This is a genomic window from Microbulbifer maximicatervae (SeqCode) (genome assembly GCF_052467825.1).
In genome coordinates this window covers 3759820-3780344 of sequence record NZ_CP174327.1, presented here as the reverse complement: position 1 = coordinate 3780344, position 20525 = coordinate 3759820, and the positions used below count along the sequence as shown (strand labels likewise).

Annotated in this window: 13 protein-coding genes; 4 read left to right on the top strand and 9 right to left on the bottom strand. The window is 49.7% G+C overall.

The features are described from left to right. Positions 1-172: 172 nt before the first annotated feature. The 5 genes from ACJJII_RS16890 to ACJJII_RS16870 all read right to left on the bottom strand — a co-directional run bounded on the left by ACJJII_RS16890 (position 173) and on the right by ACJJII_RS16870 (position 6604). Positions 173-1813, bottom strand: coding sequence for a PKD domain-containing protein (locus ACJJII_RS16890; protein ID WP_444917038.1), 1641 nt, complete (start codon positions 1811-1813; stop codon positions 173-175). 863 nt (positions 1814-2676) lie between these two features. Beyond that, positions 2677-3273, bottom strand: a complete 597-nt coding sequence (locus tag ACJJII_RS16885) for a hypothetical protein (RefSeq protein WP_444917037.1) — start codon at positions 3271-3273, stop codon at positions 2677-2679. 452 nt (positions 3274-3725) lie between these two features. Beyond that, on the bottom strand, positions 3726-4190 hold the full coding sequence (locus ACJJII_RS16880) for a DUF2489 domain-containing protein (protein ID WP_282932600.1): 465 nt from the start codon (positions 4188-4190) through the stop codon (positions 3726-3728). Continuing rightward, on the bottom strand, positions 4190-5119 hold the full coding sequence (locus tag ACJJII_RS16875; RefSeq protein WP_444917036.1) for an AEC family transporter: 930 nt from the start codon (positions 5117-5119) through the stop codon (positions 4190-4192). Before ACJJII_RS16875 ends, ACJJII_RS16880 begins: the two co-directional genes overlap by 1 nt. Before the next feature lie 6 nt (positions 5120-5125). Continuing rightward, the gene (locus tag ACJJII_RS16870; RefSeq protein WP_444917035.1) at positions 5126-6604 is read right to left on the bottom strand and encodes a DNA recombination protein RmuC; all 1479 of its coding nucleotides are present in this window, start codon (positions 6602-6604) and stop codon (positions 5126-5128) included. 155 nt (positions 6605-6759) lie between these two features. Here ACJJII_RS16870 and murI point away from each other — a divergent pair, with 155 nt between their 5' ends. The 3 genes from murI to ACJJII_RS16855 all read left to right on the top strand — a co-directional run bounded on the left by murI (position 6760) and on the right by ACJJII_RS16855 (position 13846). Continuing rightward, the gene (murI, locus tag ACJJII_RS16865) at positions 6760-7593 is read left to right on the top strand and encodes a glutamate racemase (RefSeq protein ID WP_444917034.1); all 834 of its coding nucleotides are present in this window, start codon (positions 6760-6762) and stop codon (positions 7591-7593) included. Positions 7594-7691: 98 nt separating this feature from the next. Further along, a complete protein-coding gene (locus ACJJII_RS16860; RefSeq protein WP_444917033.1) occupies positions 7692-10391 on the top strand; it encodes a PD-(D/E)XK nuclease family protein in 2700 nt (899 codons plus the stop codon). Beyond that, complete coding sequence (locus tag ACJJII_RS16855; protein ID WP_444917032.1) at positions 10388-13846, top strand: UvrD-helicase domain-containing protein; 3459 nt, start codon at positions 10388-10390, stop codon at positions 13844-13846. Before ACJJII_RS16860 ends, ACJJII_RS16855 begins: the two co-directional genes overlap by 4 nt. A 506-nt stretch (positions 13847-14352) precedes the next feature. Here ACJJII_RS16855 and ACJJII_RS16850 read toward each other — a convergent pair. Genes ACJJII_RS16850 through ACJJII_RS16835 form a run of 4 tightly spaced genes read right to left on the bottom strand, consistent with a single transcriptional unit; the run spans position 14353 to position 18458 of the window. Further along, positions 14353-15012: a Cap15 family cyclic dinucleotide receptor domain-containing protein gene (locus ACJJII_RS16850; protein WP_444917031.1), complete on the bottom strand. Its 660-nt coding sequence runs from the start codon at positions 15010-15012 to the stop codon at positions 14353-14355. A gap of 43 nt (positions 15013-15055) precedes the next feature. Next, positions 15056-15541, bottom strand: coding sequence for a Mov34/MPN/PAD-1 family protein (locus ACJJII_RS16845; RefSeq protein ID WP_444917030.1), 486 nt, complete (start codon positions 15539-15541; stop codon positions 15056-15058). Further along, positions 15535-17292 (bottom strand): ThiF family adenylyltransferase, encoded by a 1758-nt coding sequence (locus ACJJII_RS16840; RefSeq protein ID WP_444917029.1) that lies wholly within the window; start codon positions 17290-17292, stop codon positions 15535-15537. Before ACJJII_RS16840 ends, ACJJII_RS16845 begins: the two co-directional genes overlap by 7 nt. Further along, entirely contained in the window at positions 17289-18458 is a 1170-nt protein-coding gene (locus ACJJII_RS16835) for a CBASS cGAMP synthase (RefSeq protein ID WP_444917028.1), read from the bottom strand. Before ACJJII_RS16835 ends, ACJJII_RS16840 begins: the two co-directional genes overlap by 4 nt. A 408-nt stretch (positions 18459-18866) precedes the next feature. Between ACJJII_RS16835 and ACJJII_RS16830 the strand changes: the two genes are divergently transcribed. After that, on the top strand, positions 18867-19742 hold the full coding sequence (locus tag ACJJII_RS16830) for a WYL domain-containing transcriptional regulator (RefSeq protein WP_444917027.1): 876 nt from the start codon (positions 18867-18869) through the stop codon (positions 19740-19742). Positions 19743-20525 lie beyond the last annotated feature (783 nt).

Below are 20525 nucleotides of genomic sequence, written 5' to 3'. Positions count from 1 at the left end.
TTGGTGTGTAGGATCAATATGAAAATTGGCAAGATACTCAAAAGCCGTATTGACGATGCGGTGGTCCGAATAAGCACTCGTCCAAGAAAGATTCTAAATTACTTGAGCCCACTAGAGCTTCTAGCGGGCAGAAGTATGTCACTTATGTTGGCAATCTAGGATTAAATAAGCATCAGTAGATGGTAACACCATAGTCATTCAGCATCCCAGATGTTTCATCTGCCTGAACAACAACAAACAGTCGTTCTCCATCGCTATGGTAAAAAACAAATCGACCTCTACCATCATATGCATTTCCATTCATTACAAATTTAGGGATAGTTAAGTCATCCTTATGAACCAAGAAATCATAATCATACCTTTTTATCTTAGTATCTTCTTTATCATCCCCCCAATAAGACACACCTGGAATTAAAGCGACCTCGTCTGCAGCAACTGAATGATCTAATTCTTGAATATTGACTACATCACTCAAAGAGCCGTTATAAACCATATCATTTGACTCGGACTGTGATGATCTAAAAACATTTCCGCATCGTGTAAAAATCCGTAGCCCGTCCTTAGATATCCAAAGATTGCCACACATGCTATAGTCACCGTGATAAGGTGAGTCATATGAATATTCAGCCGTACCCTTTGATATATCGTACCTTTCAATATCTGATGGAGAAAGACCATTATCAGCACCATAAATAACTTCCATTGTTGGATGCAATTTAGCCAACGTACCCGCACGAATACTCCTGCCGGAATTTGTAGTCTCTACTCCAGTATCAATATTTAAGCTTCGAATTGTCTCCCATTGATCAATGCGCGGAAATGCATAAATATAACCATTACCAGCCAGAACAACATCTAATACATCTGCTGATACAGGAATGCTTTTTATCAGGGATGTAGAACTTAGATCCACATAGGAAACCCAACCATCGTGTCCCACTGCTGCAAATTGACCATTCGGACCAACAGAAACACTCGATGGAGATAACGGTAAATCAACAGCAATATTTTTATTTAAAATAGGATCATATATGTGAAGCTGATTGGGTGACTCAGAAACCATAACTATTTCATTGGTCGAAACATTATATTCAGCATCAACCGGCCTATAGCTCAAATTTTCGATTTTTCGATGCACCTCTAAGGTGATCTGACTAGGATCACTATCAGATTTCCCATCATTTACTACAAGCTCTACAGAGTAAATACCCTCAACATCTGGCAAGATTGAAATCGCAGGCGTATCTTCAGCTGAAACAACAGCAGTACTAAATTCTGGTATAGAAACAATGCGCCAACTATAAGTCAGTGCATCTGCATCCTCATCGAAACTATCTATACCTTCAAAAATAACTTCGTTATTTACTACACTATAAGCATCTCCAGTCACAACAGCTACAGGAATAGCATTTATCGAGATAGCGACAATATCTGTATCAGAACTTCCACTATCATCAGTAACAGTCAATTGAACTTCATATATACCGCTTGAAAATACCAAAAATTCAGCAATAGAAGGATCGACAGAAGGCTCAATAATACCTGCACCCTCTGGACCTGAAATAATTTCCCAAGAGTAGGTCAATTCTCCTCCCTTTGGATCACTACTCCCACTACCGTCAAGCTCTATCACCATTCCTTCTGAATAGTTATGATATTGATCGTCTCCGGCAGACGCCACCGGACTCAAGTTTCCAGCACCTCCTCCACTTCCACTTCCACTTCCACCCCCACCACAAGCCGAAAGCAAGAAGAACAAAAAGAACAAAAAACCTGTCTTTCTTATATTGCTATAAATCATATTTAATTCCATTTTCAAACCTAAAGACCTTCCCCAAAAAATCAAATCAACCCTGTACAGGGTACCTCAGCGGTTACCATCCGCTATTAAAGTACTTATATACCAAATAGATTCATCTAAACATCTACATACCTTTAATTGAGACCACTAGATACGCCCCACACCTTTAAAAAGGTGCTAAAGCTTCAAGCCTAAATACCCACTCAATAACGACTGATAATATCTTAACTTCAAGTCAGGTTTTTGCAGATATCATCCTCAGAATAAAAGTGCAATCCATTAGAGTTTTGAAACTTCTACCCGACGTGAAAAGCTAACCCCAGTTTGAATGATTATATAAAGGCGATGTGTTTTTGGCTAGCTCTGAATGATACACCTTAGAATGACTAAACACACTCACGCTCTCTTCTTTTTCATCCAGTCGCCACCTACCACAGAGCAGCCCCTTGCCGACAATGACAAATACAAGCGTGCCACATTATTCGTATTCTCCATCTCAATATTCTTACGTAGCCGCCTCGAAAAGCTACTATAAATTTATACAAAATTTTGGTTCACTGCTGCTTAATATACATAGTTACTACTGAAGTAGTGAAATAAATAATTCTACTTACTTACTAAAGGCACAACCTTAGACTACCAACTGTCCCTCGGGTGCTTTGGTTTTATTCATTAACACAACGCCCCCCAGCACCCATGAAGTTCCTGGCTTGTTTGTGTGGAAGCTTACCAGCCTACAGCCAGCTGGCCTCCTTCGCTATCGCCATATGTGCCGGTTATTGTGGGAATCTAGGACTCAACATCAAATTTACACTTACACAACACTTTAAAGAAATCCCCTAAAGGATGAGCTAAGAATTAAATGCAGTAACTTTTTATAGGTTTACTTTCAACTTCATTGGGCCACCAAAGCCTACCTTGGCGTTAGAATTATGAGAAAATACTTCTCCTATCGGCCCCATGTGAAAGGCATCATAATACCAAGGTATCAATTTATCTATATTGCTAGGATCAACGTATACGATGATAGACCTAGCTTCTTCGCTTATAGAAAATGAATCCTTAAAATGAGTTGAACCATCCCACTCTGAACCTGGCTTCATACTACTTTCTTTGCGAAAAACTTCTTCATAATCTTCATTCAACACCAATATAGTCACAAATGGAACATGCCCCAAAGCTTGGGCGAAAGTATTGAACAAGGAAATCACTTCAACTGTAGCTTTGGATTCAATTTCGGGCAAAGAAAATCCTTTGTAAAAGGAAAGTCCATTTCCGAAGTCGAATACTTTACCATCATCACCCAACTCAAACTTATTGGTTTCACCTAGTGTCAAAAGTGTATATTCAAGTTGATCAAAAGACTGAAGCGAGCTAGAGGTAGATCTAAGCCTACTTTCATACTCACCCCTATCCGGATATATTGCACACCCTGAAATCAGAACCATCAAAAAGACAAAGATCCTTTTCATTTTTTTGCCTGCCAACCTTTATTATATGTAATTATAGCCTAGACATATTAATAGTTAATTTATACCGCGCACCTATATTTCACTCTGCTTATTCCCCTAAATCAATCCATAGCAATATAAACGAAGAACACCAAGAGCGATTCCATTACGTGAATATATAGCCACTATTTCAGGACCATCCACTCTCGATCATATTGCCATCCACTAAAAAGTCAATCACCCTTCACTAAAGTATTCAACATCTTGTTATAAGTCTAATAAACCAAAGAAATGGAAAATGCGAGACTTGAAGTCAATTCGTATAAGTAGAGGCGCCAATTGATAATGACTATTGTAAATATAAAACCGAAGCAAGCACAGACAAGACAGGATCAGACAAAGCTTATAAATCAGCAGGCAGCCCCCTACCCGCTGATCCAAAACGCCACCCCCAAACAGGAAATGACCCAGTACTAAAAAGAACGCCCCAAAATCCGTTTGGCAGCATCCATCGCAAAATCCTTATAGTCCGCCTCTACTTGCGCCATCTCCAACTCATACTTGAACTGTTCTTTACGCGGCAGTTCTTTCCAGTCTTTAAGAATTGGGATATGACTGGTTTTCTCTGCGATGGTGTAGAAGGCCACAAACTCTTCACGCACTTTATCTTCCACCTGAAGTGCATCCAAAAGAACGCGAATACGAATCGAGGCTTCGGTAAGCCCTACTCCATCATCCAACAGGGTGCGGGCAATAATCTGGATGCTGTCGTTTACTCTTTCTCGCTGATCTTCGGCAGCTTGCTCTAGCTCCGCCAGTTGTTCAGCCTGTTTCTTTTGCGCTACTGATAGTTTGCGCAGATAGTAGCCAGCCACAATAGCGAGAGCAAAAATGATTACTGCTGCAAGAATAAGCAACCAGGTTGGGAAAACGGTCATTAAAAGTACACCTTAAGCAATGCCAGCCCGATACTGGCAGTAACAACAGAAAGCAATGTGCTGAGCCCCACAATATTCGCCGTAAGCTGGCTGTTCCCGCCCATCGCATGGGCCATTACAAAGGCCGAGATCGCACAGGGAGCACCCGTCATCAGGATCAAATATCCCAAGTACTCAGGGCTCATGCCCAATGCCAAACCAATCAACAGGCAGACAATCGGAGCAACAACCAGTTTAAGTAATGAGGCCGCCAGCGCCGTAGGGGAACTGCGCATCAGTGTTCGCATTTTCATGCTGGCACCAATACAAATAAGCCCCAATGGCAAGCCCACAGATGCGAGATACTGAATGGTATCGTGCAGCACCTCTGGCAACCTTATAGCCAACAAACGGCACACAATGGCTGCGATTACACCGAGGATAAGAGGGTTCTTGACCAGCTCCCACAGCATCACCCGCCAGCCAAATTTTCTGTCCTTATTGTAAAGCACGAAAAGAGCGACGGCGATAACATTAAACTGAATCGTAAGTGCCGCTACCAACCCTGCGGAATTGGAAACACCCTCACTTCCGTAGGCTTTTTCGATCCAGGCAAGGCCGACAATCGCCACATTTCCACGAAAGGCTCCCTGGATAAATGCACTGCGATCCATTGGCGCTACCGGCCGTGCCAGCAACCATGCCAACGGGAGCATTACAAAAGTGCCGAGAACCCCTGCTACCAGTAGGTCTATTTCTTGCGCGGGGCTGGTATCCGAGGAATAGATATTAATAAAAAGCAATGCAGGCAAGGCTACGTGGAAAACAAGCCTTGAAGCATCATCAATAAAACTGTCCCGAACTATCCCTTTATACTTGAGCAGGTATCCGCCAATAATCATCAGGAAAATCGGCCCTGTGACTGATAGCGCGAATACAAGATTTTCCATAAAAAGTTATTCTTCCGCAGTAGTTTCCTCAGCCTGTGGCAATCCCTTTACCTCAGGCTGATCCGCTCGCTCCCTTAAGTCCGCAGAAATCTGTTTACGGGTTTTAGCACCAAGCTTACGCAGACTATCAATACGCTTCACCGCGTTACCACGGCCTGTCGCCAATCGCTTGTAAGTCTGCTGGTAAGCGTCATCAGCCTGGCGCAGACGGTCACCAAGAATGTCCAGTGACTCCAGCACCATAGCAAACTGATCGTGCAACTTGCCGGCCTCGTCGGCGATTTTTTCCGCATTCTTATTTTGTTTTTCGTAGCGCCAGATATTCTCGACGGTGCGCAGGGTCGCCATCAGGCTGGTGGGGCTCACCAGGACAATTTGCTTCTCATAAGCGAAACGGAACAGGTCTGGGTCCGCCTGCATAGCCAACATATACGCAGCCTCAATGGGCACGAAAATAAAGACAAAATCCAGGGTGCGCACACCCTCCAGCTGCTCGTAGGCTTTCTTGTTAAGGCCGGTGATATGGGCGCGCAGGGAATTCACATGCTGTTTCAGGGCTTGGGTGCGCTCCTCATCGGTTTCCGCCGAGCTGTAGCGCTCGTAGTCCACCAGGGAGACCTTGGAATCGATAATCAGGTCTTTGTTTTCCGGCAGGCGCACAATTACATCCGGCTGGCGCCTGCGGCCATCGCTCGTCAGGGTTACCTGGGTTTCGTACTCGCGCCCCTTCTGCAAGCCGGATTCCTCCAGCAAGCGCTCCAGCACCACTTCACCCCAGTTACCCTGGATCTTGCGGTCACCTTTTAGGGCCGAAGTCAGGTTCAGGGCCTCATCGCTGATGCGCTGGGTTTGCTCGCGCAATGCTTTAATCTGCCCCAGCAGGCTGTTGCGCTCAGCATTTTCGCGATCGTAGACATGCTCTACTCGCTTACGGAAATCCCCCAGCTGGCGCTCCAGCGGATCGAGACTTTTGCGCAGGCTGTCTTCACTGCGGCGCACGAAGCTTTGCTGCTTCTCTTCAAAAATCCGGTTGGCCAGATTCTCGAACTGCTCACCCATGGCTATACGCATTTGCTCCATCAGCTTGCGCTGCTCCGCCAGGGCCGCCTCCCCTTTTTCTACCAGCACCTGGCTTCGCGTGAGCTGCTGCAACTTGTCCGCCAACTCGGTTCGCAGGGATTCCACCTCAACCCCAAGTTGGGACTCCCGCTCGCGGCTGCTTTCGATACGCGCCTGAGCCACCTGCAAAGCGGCTTCGCTCTGCAGTAAAGCGCGGCGGCTACTGGCTCGCGCCAACCAAAACACCAAGCCCAACAGAAACAAGATGGCAACAGCCGCCATCACCGCATGATCGGCATTCAATTGCAGCGGGAACGCTGGCATAGAGTGGTACTCCCAGACCTGGAAAGAGATGGATAAATCAGGATTTTGCCAGGGGCCTCGCCCACTGGCCTGCCCGGGAAATTGCCCAGGCGAAGGCGCCATTCTACCAGCTTGCCCCTGGAAAGTACCCCGCGCCAGCCCGGCCGATAACCTCAGTATCAAGGGATAGGTTTGCGCCCGATAAGACCCAGCGGGAATTTTTACGGGGTTTTAGGTATTCTTGGAGGATTGGTTTCGATGTTGGTACTCCAGAACGCATGCACAAACACAGCGCCCACCCAGATAGCCCTGCCCCCAGCGCCCTGATCTTTGATTCCGGCGTGGGCGCCATCAGCATTGCGCGGGAGATCCGCCGCCTGGTGCCGGGCCTGACCTTGCACCTGGGTGTGGACAACGGCTTTTACCCCTACGGCAACAAAAGCGAAGAGGAACTGCGCCCCCGCATCGTCCAGCAGGCCCAAGCCATGATGGAGCACTGCGGGGCCGATATTTTAGTGGTGGGCTGCAACACCGCCAGCACCCTGGCCCTACCCCAGCTGCGCGAATCCCTACAGAAACCCGTAGTGGGCGTAGTGCCCGCAGTGAAACCCGCCGCTGCCGCCAGCCGTTCCCGCACTATTGCCCTGATTGCCACCGAAGGTACCGTCAATCGCCGCTACACCCGCGAACTAATCGAGCAATTTGCAAACGGCAACCGGGTAATTAATGTGCCCGCACCAGAGTTGGTGCATCTGGCGGAAAGCAAACTGCGCGGCGAAGCCATCACCGCAGAGGATTTGGAGCCGGTCTTGCACCGCGTATTCCACACCGCCGGCGGTGACCAAGTGGATATTGCCGTATTGGCCTGCACCCACTTTCCCCTGCTGCGGGAAGAACTGGACCAGTTCGCCCCTCGCTCAATCCAATGGCTGGATTCCGGCGAAGCCATCGCCCGGCGAGTGCGCTGGTGGCTGGAAGAACTTGAGCTGATGCTGCCGGATGCCCCAAATACTGGCCGCCTGATCACCAGCACGGTTGACCTAACCGGCAATATCGAACGGGCCTTCCGCGAGTTCGCCCCAGTTGCTGAACCCCTCGAACCCAACACCTAAGATCGCCAAAATGATGAGAACTGCGCACTTGGGTTGACAGCTCCGTCACAAACCGCGACCGTTCCCCGAATAACAAGCCCTAACCGGTACCCGAATTCATGCTGAAGCCGGCATTTCCCGCTCTCGAAATATTTGCGCAGCTGCCCCCCGGAGGGCTGCTGCTCACCCCCAACAACCGTTTGCGCAACCGCTGCCAACAGGTGTTTGCCGCGCAGCAGTCGCCCGGTGCCTGCTGGATGCCTCCGCCGGTGGAATCCCTGCGCAGCTGGCTGGACAAGCTCTGGTTCCAACTGCAACAGCGCAACTGGCAGCCCGCCTTGCAGCAGGTATTGAATCGCGAGCAACGGCAATTGCTCTGGCAGCGCGCCTTGGATGAATCCCTGGACCGGCAACTGCTCAACAGCCAGCAACTGTGCCGAGATGCCGATAGCGCCCTGGCGCAGCTGTTCCAATGGCAGCTGATCTCCGATCTCTCGCAAATAGATGAGGCGCTAACTCCTCTATTAGAGCAGTTCGCACTCTCTATGCGCAGCGACGAGCTGCCGCTGTGCGCAATGATCAAGGCCTTTGCTACTGAGCTTCAGGCCCACAGCGCCATCACACCAGACCAGCGCGATCAATTGATCCTGCGCGCATTCCAAGAAGGCATTCTGGAACCCGTCGCGCAAATTGATACCGCCGGCTTTGCCCAGATTTCGCCCCTCGCCAATGCCCTGATTCACGCAGGTGCAACAGCCGTTAATGAAAGGCCGGGACTTACCCAGCAGAGCGAGCTGTCCGTAGCCGCCTGCGCCGATTTGGATGAAGAACTCTATCAGGCAGCCCTTTGGGCCGGGCAAAAGCTCGCCGGAAACCCCGGCCACAGCGTCGGTATAGTGGTGAACAATCTCGGGCAATGTCGCGCCCAGGTGGAAGCGGTATTTTCCCGCGTACTCGAACCCCAATACCTGGACCCACAGCAACCGCGCTACACACTGCCGTTTAACTTCTCCGCCGGTACACCCCTGGCGCAAACTCCGGTCGGCAGCGCCGCTCTGCAATTGCTATCGCTACTCCAAGACGAATGGGATTACCCGCAATTGCAAAATATCCTGTTCAGTCCTTTTTGGGGCGACGACGGTGAAACCTGGCTGCGCAGTGCCCTGTTCCGCCGCTTACAAAAACTGGAACTGCGCCGCATCGACGGCGCAACCCTGCGCTACTGGGCCGAGCGCACCGCAGAATTACTCCACTTGGAATCACCGCAGTTGCCCCGCCAGCTGGAACAAATGGCCGAACGCGCCCGCCGCTGGCAGCGAGCCCCTGCAGAAATTTGGGCAGCGCGTTATTCCGAAACGCTGAAGGCCATGGGCTGGCCGGGAACACGCAATCCCGACAGCCAGGAATACCAGCAGCTGATGCAGTGGGAATCCACCCTGGAGGAGTTCGCCGCACTCAGTGCCTGCGGTGGCAACCTTACTCTCACCCAGGCCCTGCAATTGCTGCGTCAGATTGCCAGCCGCACCCCCTTCCAGGCGGAAACCCGCGATGGCCCTCTGCAAATTCTCGGGGTACTGGAAGCTGGCGGCCTCGCCTTCGATCACCTGCGCCTGGTCGGCTTCGGCCAACAGCAATGGCCGCCGGCACCGGCACCCAATCCGCTGTTGCCGATTCAATGGCAAAAACACTGGAAGATGCCCCGCGCCAGCGCCGAGCGGGAATTGGAACTGGCCCGCGAACTCACCGACGACCTGCAGAATGCCAGCGGCGATATCGTCGTGAGTTACACCTGTGAAGAAGACGGTGTGCAGCAAAGCCTGAGCAGCTTGTTTGAAAGCCCGCAACAAGCCCAGCACTTTGCCGAAGGCGCCCTGCACAATCACTACAGCCAACTGGCGCAAGCCTGCCAGCTGGAAAAAGTCGAAGACAAAAAGCTACCGCCACTCACCCCCGCCGAATGCGAACAGGTGCGCGGCGGTGCCTCGGTGCTCAAGGCCCAGGCCCTGTCCCCATTAAATGCGCAGTTGCGCTTCCGCCTCGGCGCCAGCAGTTTTACCCAACCGGATATCGGCCTCGGCCCCGCCGAGCGCGGCAATGTGGTGCACCAGGTGCTAGCGGAATTCTGGCAACAGTGCGGCACCCTCGCACAACTGCAAGCCATGGACGACGAGCAACGCCAAGCGCAAATCGAACGCGCAGTGGAGCGCTCCCTCGGCAGTGTGCGCAAAAAATACAATCACCTGCCGATCGGATTTTGGGCCATGGAAAAGCAGCGCCTGGAGCGCCTGCTGCAACAATGGCTGTCCGTGGAACTGGACAGGCCCAACTTCTCCGTAGAAAAAGTCGAATGGGAACAAGCCGTGGAAATCGGCGGGCTGCACTTTAACCTGCGCCTGGACCGACTGGACCAACTCGCCAGCGGCGAACAACTGGTAATCGATTACAAAACTGGCGTCCCCAGTATTCGCGACTGGCTTACCCAGCGCATCCGCGAACCCCAGCTGCCGCTCTACGCCCTTTTCCAACCGGACGCCCACGCCATCGCCTTCGGCCAAGTGCGCAACGGCGACTGCAAATGGAATGGCTGCGGAGATTTAGAGCACCCCATCACCGGCATTAAAGCCGTGGGCGATACCGAAAAGGAATCCCCCTACGGTACCTGGAGCAATCTGGTGGAGCACTGGCGCTACAGCCTGGAATCCCTCGCCACCGAATATCGCAGTGGTGTAGCCACCCTCGCCTTTGATCGCCCCACCGATAACAACAGTGAACTCTGGCCCCTAAACCGCTGGCCGGAAAGGGAGCAAATAACCGAATGAACGAAGTTGTGACCACTCCCGCCCTGCGCCGCCCCATCGATGCCGACGCCCGTAGCCAAGCCCTGGATATCAGCCGTAGCTTTGCCGTGTCTGCCCCGGCGGGTTCCGGTAAAACCGGCCTGCTCACCCAGCGCGTATTAAAGTTGCTCGCCGCCTGCCAGCAACCGGAAGAAGTGTTGGCCATTACCTTCACCCGCAAAGCTGCCGGTGAAATGCGCGAGCGCCTGATCGACGCCTTGCATAGCGCCCGCGACCAAGCCCGGCCTGACAACCCCCACGATGCCATCACCTGGGATTTAGCCCGCGCCCTGCTGGAGCGGGATCGCGAACTGGAATGGGAACTGCTGCAAACACCCCAGCGCCTGCGTATTCAAACCATCGACGGCCTCTGCCGCAGCCTCGCCAGCCAACTGCCGATCGAAAGCGGCCTTGGCGCACCGGGTGAACCCCTGGAGCGCACCCAAATCGCCTTCGAACTGGCCGTGGTGAACCTGCTCAAACACCTCGATGGCGAAACCCCAGATGCAGACCTACAGCAACTACTGCTCCACCTGGACAACGACCTGGGCCAGCTCAATAAGCTACTGCGCATTTTGTTGGACAAGCGCGAGCAATGGCTCAGCCCACTTTTGAGCGTTAACTTCGACGGCGCCCAGGATTATTTCCATTTTGTCATCGATGAACTGGTAGCAGAAAAGCTGCAAGATCTCACCACAGCCCTCGGCAGTTACGCCGGGGAACTGCTGGAGCTGGCCAGTTATGCCGGCGGCAATTTGCAAAAGGAAAACCCCAGCCACGGCCTGTGCCTCTTCGCCGAACTGGACGATTTCCCCAGCGCAGACAGCAGCGGCCTGCCCGCCTGGCTCGCCCTCGGCAGCCTCCTCCTCACCACCACTGGAGATCTGCGCAAAGGCGGCGGCATCAATAAAAAACTCGGTTTTGGCCTGCCGGATAAAAAAGATCCCGAGCGCCCCATCGCCGAAGAATACAAACAGCGCATGAAAGACCTGCTGGCAGAACTGGCCGGCAACGAACCGCTGCTCTCCGCCCTGCGGGAAGTAGGCAAACTCCCCAGCGGACTGCAACAGAGCCAATGGCAACTGCTGCAAGGGCTCGCCCAGGTACTGCCCAAGTTGGTCGCAGAATTAAAGCTGGTATTCCAGCAACTGGGCGCCACCGACTATACCGAAGTGGCCCAAGCCGCACTGATCGCCCTGGGCGATAGCGATAACCCCACAGACCTGGCCCTGAAACTGGATCTGCAAACCCAGCATATTCTGGTGGACGAGTTCCAGGACACCTCCCACACCCAGCTACAACTGCTGGAAAAACTCACTGCCGGCTGGCAGCAGGGAGACGGCCGCACCCTATTTATTGTCGGCGACGGCATGCAGTCCTGTTACGGCTTCCGCAATGCCAACGTAGGTATTTTCCTGGATGCGCGTAAACGCGGTATCGGTGAAGTGCCCCTGGAAGCCCTCGACCTCCAGGTAAATTTCCGCTCCGAAAGCGCAGTGGTGAACTGGGTCAACGAGACTTTCCAAAGGGCTTTTCCGCAAGCGGACAATATCGGTCGCGGCGCCGTGCGCTATCTGCAATCCGAAGCGTTTAAAGGCAGCAAATGGGCCGAGCCCTCGGTTAATTTTTACGGTTGCATTGATGACGAAGACCGCAACCGCGAAGCCACTCAAGCGGTTGAACTGGTGCAGCAATTACAAGCGCAAGACCCTGAAAGCCGTATCGCCATTCTGGTGCGCAAGAAAAAGCATCTACAAAAGATTCTGCCGGCCCTAAGTACTGCCAATATCGCCTTCCAGGCCCCAGAGCTGGCGCCGCTCGCCAGTAAAATGGTGGTGTTGGATTTACTCAGTCTCACCCGCGCCCTACTCGACCCCAGCGACCGAATCAGCTGGCTGGCCGTACTCCGCGCCCCCTGGTGCGGACTGCAACTGCCAGACCTTTACACCCTGGCCAACTGGGGCAATGGGGATATCACCGTAACCGATACCAGCGCGCGCCCATTATTAATGGCCTTGCAGGAAGTAGACGATATCGCCCTGCTCAGCGATGAAGGGCGCACACGCCTGGCCCAAGTGGCTCCCAAACTGCTGCACGCCTGGCAACAGCGCGGCCGCAAACCCCTGCGCACCTGGATTGAAGGCCTCTGGCTGGAACTGGGCGGCCCCGCCACCGTAGCGCAAAAATCCGACCTGAATAATGTGCAGGATTTTCTGCAATTATTAGAAGCCTTCGATACCGGCGGAGCCATTACCGACTGGCAACAGTTCACCCTGGCCCTGGAACAGCTCTACGCCCGCCCCGCCCAGGATGCCAAAGTGCAGGTGATGACCATTCACAAATCTAAAGGGCTGGAGTTCGAACACGTACTGATCCCAGGACTGGACCAAGGCGGCAAACCCGGCAGCGACCAACTGCTGCGCTGGAGCGAATGGCTCAGCCGCGAAGGCGAAAGCCGCTTCCTGCTCGCCCCCAAAAATGCGCGCGGCGGCCGTGACCCGGTTTTTGAATACCTGAAGCACGACAACAGCGAGCGAGAACGCCTGGAAGGCACCCGCCTATTGTATGTAGGCTGCACCCGCGCCATCCGCTCGCTGCATCTTTTGGCCTGCATCAACCGGGATGAAAAAAAGGGCCACCTTAAACCCCCGGGCAGCGCCGCCCTACTCGCCGGCATCTGGCCCAGCGTTTTGCACCACCAGGAAAGCGATTGGTGTCACTGGCTGGAAGCGGAAGAACCCCCGCTAAACCAGGAAGAAACCAGCAGAGATCACGACTACCTGCTGCGCCTGCCCAACCAATGGCAACCCCAAACCATGCCCCGGCAGGAATGGCTGGCCCAATACCGCATGCCAGACTACCAACCCAAAACCGAGGAAGAAGACAATATTCCCGAACTGGGCCAGGTTGCCCTGCGCTGGCTCAAACACGCCGGCACCGTAGCCCACGAAACCCTCGCCACCATTGCCGAGACCAACATTAACGACTGGACCCCCAGCAAACTGGAAGCCCAACGCCCTCTATGGCAACTGCGCCTGAAACAATTGGGGCTATCCGCCATCAGCCTGGACCGCGCCGCCGAGAAAGTGGAGATCGCCGTACGCAACAGCCTCAACTGCCCCACCGGCCGCTGGCTATTGGATGGCTCATTAAGGGAATCTGCCTGCGAACTGGAACTCCACAGCGGCGGCAGACAGTTACGGCGCTCCATTGTTGACCGTACATTTATCGATAACGAAGGCACTCGCTGGATTGTCGATTACAAAACCGCAGAGCCCAGTGGTGAGGAAAGCCAGGAAGAGTTTGTTGCGGCTCAATTGGAACAGTATCGGAATCAGCTGGAGAATTACCGCAAGCTTTTCTATGCGCAGGGGGAGCGGAATATTCGGTGTGCGCTGTATTTTCCATTGATGCAGAGGTTGGTTGAGTTGGGTTAGAAGCGGTAATATATAGTGGTGGACTCACATGAGTGCGATTCAAGGTAACGACCATGTATCGTGATGTAGGTCCACCAACAGTTAATACCTTACCTAATACAAATTTTAAATTTAGTTGGAGTTTATTGCGTGTTTAGATAGTTCATTACCTTCTACCACTCCTACGCCCCATTGAAATCATAGTCCCCAAAAGCAATCCTGCTCGCACAAGATAGAAGTCCATTATCACCGTCGATAAATTAAAAACGCTAGAGTGTGAGCTCTGTACAAGTCATTGAGAAATCTGGATTTGAATCTCTACATTATCGACTGACTGGATACTCAAATAACGCTCTATATCAAATACTCCACGAAAAAGTCATTTAAAATTCTTTCAGCAAGAAAGTTGGAACAACGCCCAAGCCTACCGAAAAAGAATATAATTGATCCACCTTCATAAATCGAACATAATAAATTTTAATACCTGTTACTTAAAACCATAAAATTATAGAAATCTAGTGTCGCTACTATTTTCTAGTTAAGTGAATGGTTCCCGCTGTCTGCCCGCTTCTTTGCCATGTTCTATTAGTCCAATAAACTCCAACTAGTTCGATCTCACTATCTTTGAACCGAACGTTCAACTTAGCAGCACCATCGAATTTCGAATCATCCTTAGCCTCCGGCCGATCAACCACTGACTCAAATATATACGACACATAAAATGACCCGTTTCTTGGATCTTTGTAAATTTCACTTTGAATTACAGTGCTTCTTTGATATTCGTTCGTTGATTTAAGCTTCATATCCAAGCTAAAAAAAGAGGCCTTAACAGTCAACTCGACTTCAGTTTTTACAGGGTTCCCGGATTCATCCTTATAGGTAGACTCTGTAAAACCAATCCACTCCCCATTTATATCAGGACAAACGTTCTTGTTGAGCATATCTCCGAGCCCTGGAATCGCCCAGACCCACTTCCAAAATATTGAACCAAAAAGCCAAACGACCGCGAGGAAAATGATGAAAATGGGGGTTAGTACGCCAATAAGTTTTCCAAACCCTTCAGCGGAAAAAAAAGATACAAAGCTCAGCCAACCGCCTGTAGCCCAGGCCAACGCAGAAGTAGCTATTGCACTTAACAAAAAAATTAGTAACTTAAGCAGCCCAAACTGGGGTAGTACTTTCCACATGACTATTTCTATCCTTCTGGTCTTCCAAAATTTTTGGCATTGGCTACTTATCTTCGACTAACTTCGGAAGGTGAGTCGCTTTCGAGCCATCCCAATAGGCAAGCCATATAGACTTAGTTCCAACAATCGCCAAAACAGCAATATTTCCTCTCAAGTTACGTTTCCAGTTGAGGATATCAACTTGAGAAGGTTCGGGATGACTTTCCGGGTGCGTGTGCCACTCTCCAATATATGTTTGTAAGCCTTGCGTAGAAGCCCATACTTCTTGAACATACCTGACATGATGCTGGCTTCTTCGTTCAAATTCATATCTCGAGCGATAATCTTGGCCCGAGGGTTCTGTGCACGATGTCAATTCGACATGAAAAGTCTTTTGGCTAACGGTAGACCTCCTCCAGCATCCTATCAGTACACCACCAGCTTCAGTATCACCAGGCCTAATTTGCCTATATGTATCCAATACATCCACAACCTTCTCTGGAACCAAGAGGAATCCACCCGCTGGTAAAATCGTGTAATAGTTCAGCATTCACTTCCGCTACAGCATGGACATTGGGAATACTGAGAAACATTTTGTGATTTTACGCTTCTAACCGATGAATCAAGTCCAATATGTCTAAAACGAGGACTTGGATCTTGAGAAAAATACTCTGACGTTAACTGTTGGGCAACTCCAGCTGCAATTACAGATACACCTTCCGAAAATGGAATATAACTCTCACCGCAACGGAAGTTTATTGTCGCATAATCCGGAATTTCACTCGAATGCTTGAACAATTCAAAACGCTCTTTCAATTGAAAATCACCACCTGCTTCATATACACGAAGACAGCGGTAGCATCCTCCAGTACCGTCATCCAAAAGTGCTCTGACAGCTAAACCATTCGCATCCACCCAGATATGGAGAATAGCTACTTTTCTCCCAAGCTTTCTGGCCCTACGCGCCTCATACGCTAGAACTGTAGAGAACTGCTCATCTCCAGTTGCATCAACTACAAGGTCATGTGAAAAAACACGAGCTATCTGACTTGGACGCAATTCTCCCTGTGACTCAATATTAACGGGATAAATGGACCGGCTATTTAACAAATCAGCAGTTGCGATAGCCTTGTTTTCCTCAAGATACTTAACTCCAAGAAAATGACGCCCTAAATTTGACGGTTTAAGCCAATCCCCATCATAAAGCATTAATCTACCGTTATTCCCTGCCCCAGCTCCAATTTTTACGAGTAGATTGGCCAAATGTGATCCGACCGTTCCGCAGCCAACTAATGCAATCTTCTTACCCTTAATTGAGCTCCGCTGTAGGTTTCTATCAACCAAAAAGTCTTCGGTTACATCATCAACTCTGATTCTTTCGAATTTTTTTTCATACAGGTTACTTCTCAAAACTTGGCGAAAATGTTTCAGACCAAACTTTGATTTCCGTTTAAATTTTTTCTTTGCGAGTCTAGAGGAAACTTCCTTTATTTTAGAATGAAAAGACACATAGACACCAAATGGACCACTTACAGGGCAAACCAACACAATAAAAGTCGTTAATGATTGGTTCAATGTATTCGCTAATTTTTCAATTAGATGAGCTTCTGCGGATGGATGGCATTCTTGCAGCCAAAGCTGAAACTCTCGGAATGTAGCGATAGGCCAATCTCGACCAGTTGGAATATGTGGTGGCTCACGAAGGCTAATAACAATAGCAGGAGAGCTAAAGGCTTGACTTACGATACTGCGATTCTTACTCCAACGGTCCAGGGTATCTTCAGCGTTATAAAACAGTGTCTCTTGTGTAGTATCACCACTCAACCGTGCGACATTAAACGTAGCGGCTTTAGACATACCTTCAGAAGCTGCCAAATATCCCGTGTATCTACCATCCCAGTATGTCGAGAATTCAGCGCCATATTCTCTCTTACGCTTGTCACCATCAACAAGAAGTAAAAGTGTCTGCTCTACAGCATCGACTATATGATTGGCATTAGCAACAGGTTCAAAGGGATCGAAATATATACCGGTCTTATCAAGGTAACAAAGATATCCATTGCTACCTATTACGTGCGGCAACACAGATGGCAATTCCTTTGGCCACCCTTGTAGTTGTACGATCGGAAGCTCCAGAAAGTTCGGATCTATACAGGATATCTCTAAGTTAAACTCAATATCTCGTAAAGAGATTGACCACGAAAATACCAAATCGGCGCCTTTGACCAACTTCAAGCCGCGACTTAAAAGCGCCCTCGTAATAAGGCTTATCGCGTCTCCTCTTAACCCCTCTCCGCTCATGCAGACCGGTGCGATTGAGATGGCTTAGGTTGTACCTGTGGTAGCACCGGTACACTTTTGACAACCTCAGCAATGGATAGGCGCTCAACCCAATGAGGCTTCGACGGAATTCGATCTCCGAAAACACCCTGCAGGACTTCTACAACCTCGTGGTCGTTGGCAGGCGAACATAGCGCTGTTGTAATTTGGTTCGAGAACTGCTCAACCGCAGCCCTGATCTCCCAAACCGTATCTCCGCCCAAACCGTTAGGAAACAGCTCTGACTCCCCTACCGGGTTCATAATTTTCGCCGAGAATAGCTCAGGTAACCGCTCGGCAACCGCCAGAAGCGCCTGACAATCGGTATTGAACGGTTCACTTAGCCCTCCAAGATGATTATCAAAAATCTCTGCTACCGCAGCCATAAGGGCGATAGAAGAAGGGCCGCCTTTCTCCCAGGAGTAGTCTCGCCATGCCTTCATATATCGGCACAGTCTACGGAGGCGCTGGCCATGCATAGCAACTTCTTTTTTGAACCATTTCTCTAGCTCTTTGGGATCCGACTGCACCCAATGCTCCCCATCATCCCAGAGGGCAAGGTAAATCTCATTCGGATCCAGACGAATAGAGGATTGATCCAGTTGACTGCCAAAGTGGCGGCTTTCAGATATGGCCTTCGCCATAACGGCATAGCGTTCCCTTGGGATCGCATATACAGGAATATCCAGATGAACGCGTTGATTGATCGTCAACCTGGCACAAGTGGACTTTTTGCTCAGCGTCCAGCTTTTCTCCCGTGCAAGAACTTCCAGCATGCCCGAGACTGACTTTAGAAGAGCATTTTTTACTGCAACAGGTTTCCCACTAACCAGCTCCATAGGAAAGTACACGCCATCATCCAAATCTATCTGTTGTGGCGGATTATGGGCAGGGTCGTTGAGTGTATTGTAGGAAAAGCTTCCTTGCGTCCAGAACTTAGGTTCCAGGGACGCAATGACATCAAGGTTGACACCTGAAATTTTGGCCTGATTGGCGAGAGCCCTAAAGCCTTTCCGCAAACATTCCCTGACATCCTTCCTGTACTCCATCAGGTCATTTTTCTCTTCTTCCGTGATGGTGAGCCGATCTAGAAAGTCCAACTCACTTAAATTGTTGTTCAAAAGTTTCTGAACCTTATACCGCTGCATCTCCCCCTCCTCTCTGCCACAAACTCTGAGCAGCAGTGTTAACTTTGTAAAGTGAACAACCTAGGAAACACCTAAAGCACTAGGACATCCTGTATAAAAACTAATCAGGCCGAATGTCAACATGGCGTTGGTAGCAGGCCAGCCCCGCTACGGCAAACTCAAATCATTGTCTTAGACAATCAATTAATAAAAACCAATAGTTGAAATAATTTTGTCAGTGATACCCTCTTCTCCCCTTCAGGGCCAAACGCCAAAGCAATGGACCCCATAGATCAACACCCAGGATGCTAACCATAACAACATGATATACTAATCATTTTGATGATGTCAACGGTTCTTCTTGATACGGAAACATCCTCACTGGTACGATAACACTGTCATACAATGAAAGAGTCGAGCAATTTGCACGTGGAAGAAATTAGCCCCCATCAAAAAAAGCGCCTAGCCCATATTGACTTCCGGCTGTATTTTCTTGGCTCAATCGGAAGAAACCATTTAGTGAAGAGGTTTGGTATAAAAGAGGCTGCAGCTACAAGAGATATTTCTCTCTATCGTGAGCACGCTGCGAAGAATATTGAATATGATGGAAGTGCAAAACTCTATCGCGCAACAGATGTATTTCACCCTCTATTCAATCACAAAGCTGAGTCAGTTCTTGCGGCGCTTTCTCAAGGGATAGGCGACGATAGCATCAGCGATCAACAGAGTTTCATTCCCTGTGAGACACCCTCTCAGCTAAGCAAACCTGATTTATCCATATTGGCGACCTTAACCAAGGCTATCTATAACCAGAAAATTGTTTCTATCGAATATAGATCAGTAAGTAGCGGGTTTACCAAGCGTGAAATAGCACCGTTTTGTTTGGTCGATAACGGGCTGCGCTGGCACATAAGAGCATACGACAGGCGTAGAGAGCGTTTTACTGATTTTGTGATTACACGGATTACAAAACCTAAAATTTTGCACGATAGTAAGGTCCTTAACAACGAAGAGCCTCAATCTGATATTCAGTGGAATAGAATCGCCGAACTTGAACTAGTGGCTCACCCGAAATTGGATCACAAAGAAACTATTGAGATTGACTACGGCATGACGAACGGGATTCTGAATGTGAATGTACGAGCCGCTGTTGCAGGTTATCTTTTAAGACGTTGGAACGTTGATTGTACTGAAAATGGGGAATTAGAAGGAAACGAATATCACCTGTGGCTTAAAAACCGCATGGCGCTTTACGGAGTTGAGAACTTGATAATTGCTCCAGGGATTAAGCAGGATCCGGTTTAACTAACCCCACCAATTAGAGAGTTAAGTCGATAATTAAACGCTTCCTTATTGCTATACTTTGAACAGCTCTTGGTCATAAAATTAAAACCGTGGTAGAAGCCATGAATAGATGCTAAAAAATAAGGCTTTCAAATCCAATTAACCCAGTACTCACCCATGGTAGATGTAGTTAAAAGATTTTTACCGGATTATCTAAAACAATTCTGGACACCCACCAATTAGAGGTATAATCCGCCAATCTCATCGATGAAAGCAGAAGACAGTACCAAGTACGGGATGCAACGCGCAATTGAGGAGACCAGCCTCCCAGTGCGGAATTTAGTAAAAATATAGGCGCGCAAATTCCTTTATTGGAATATATTAAGTTTTATTCGACGTCAAAGCTGCGTAAAATCAATAGGTATCTATCAGTGTGACGGGTTGCGATTAAGCAAATTTCTAGAGTCGCTCCCCCCAAAAAGATCCCAAAATTTCTGAAGCACCCACACTATCAATAAGAGAGCCGCAACGTGAAGTAAGAATAGAGAAAAGGCGCTGACCCAAGGTGCTGCAACACCAGGGGCCAGCTAACCAAATTGATAAGGACACTATCAAGATGGCTGTATGCATACTACGCTAGAAACCCGCTCGTCTTCAATAAAGTGGAGCACAATCAGCAGCTTGGAGCGATTCTCCAAGCTCTGGGAGCCTAGCGCCCGCCTTTTCCTATTCTGCGCCCACCGCCCCCGCGCCCCACCCCACTCTTCCACCAAGTATCACTTACCAATCTTCCCCACCAAGGAA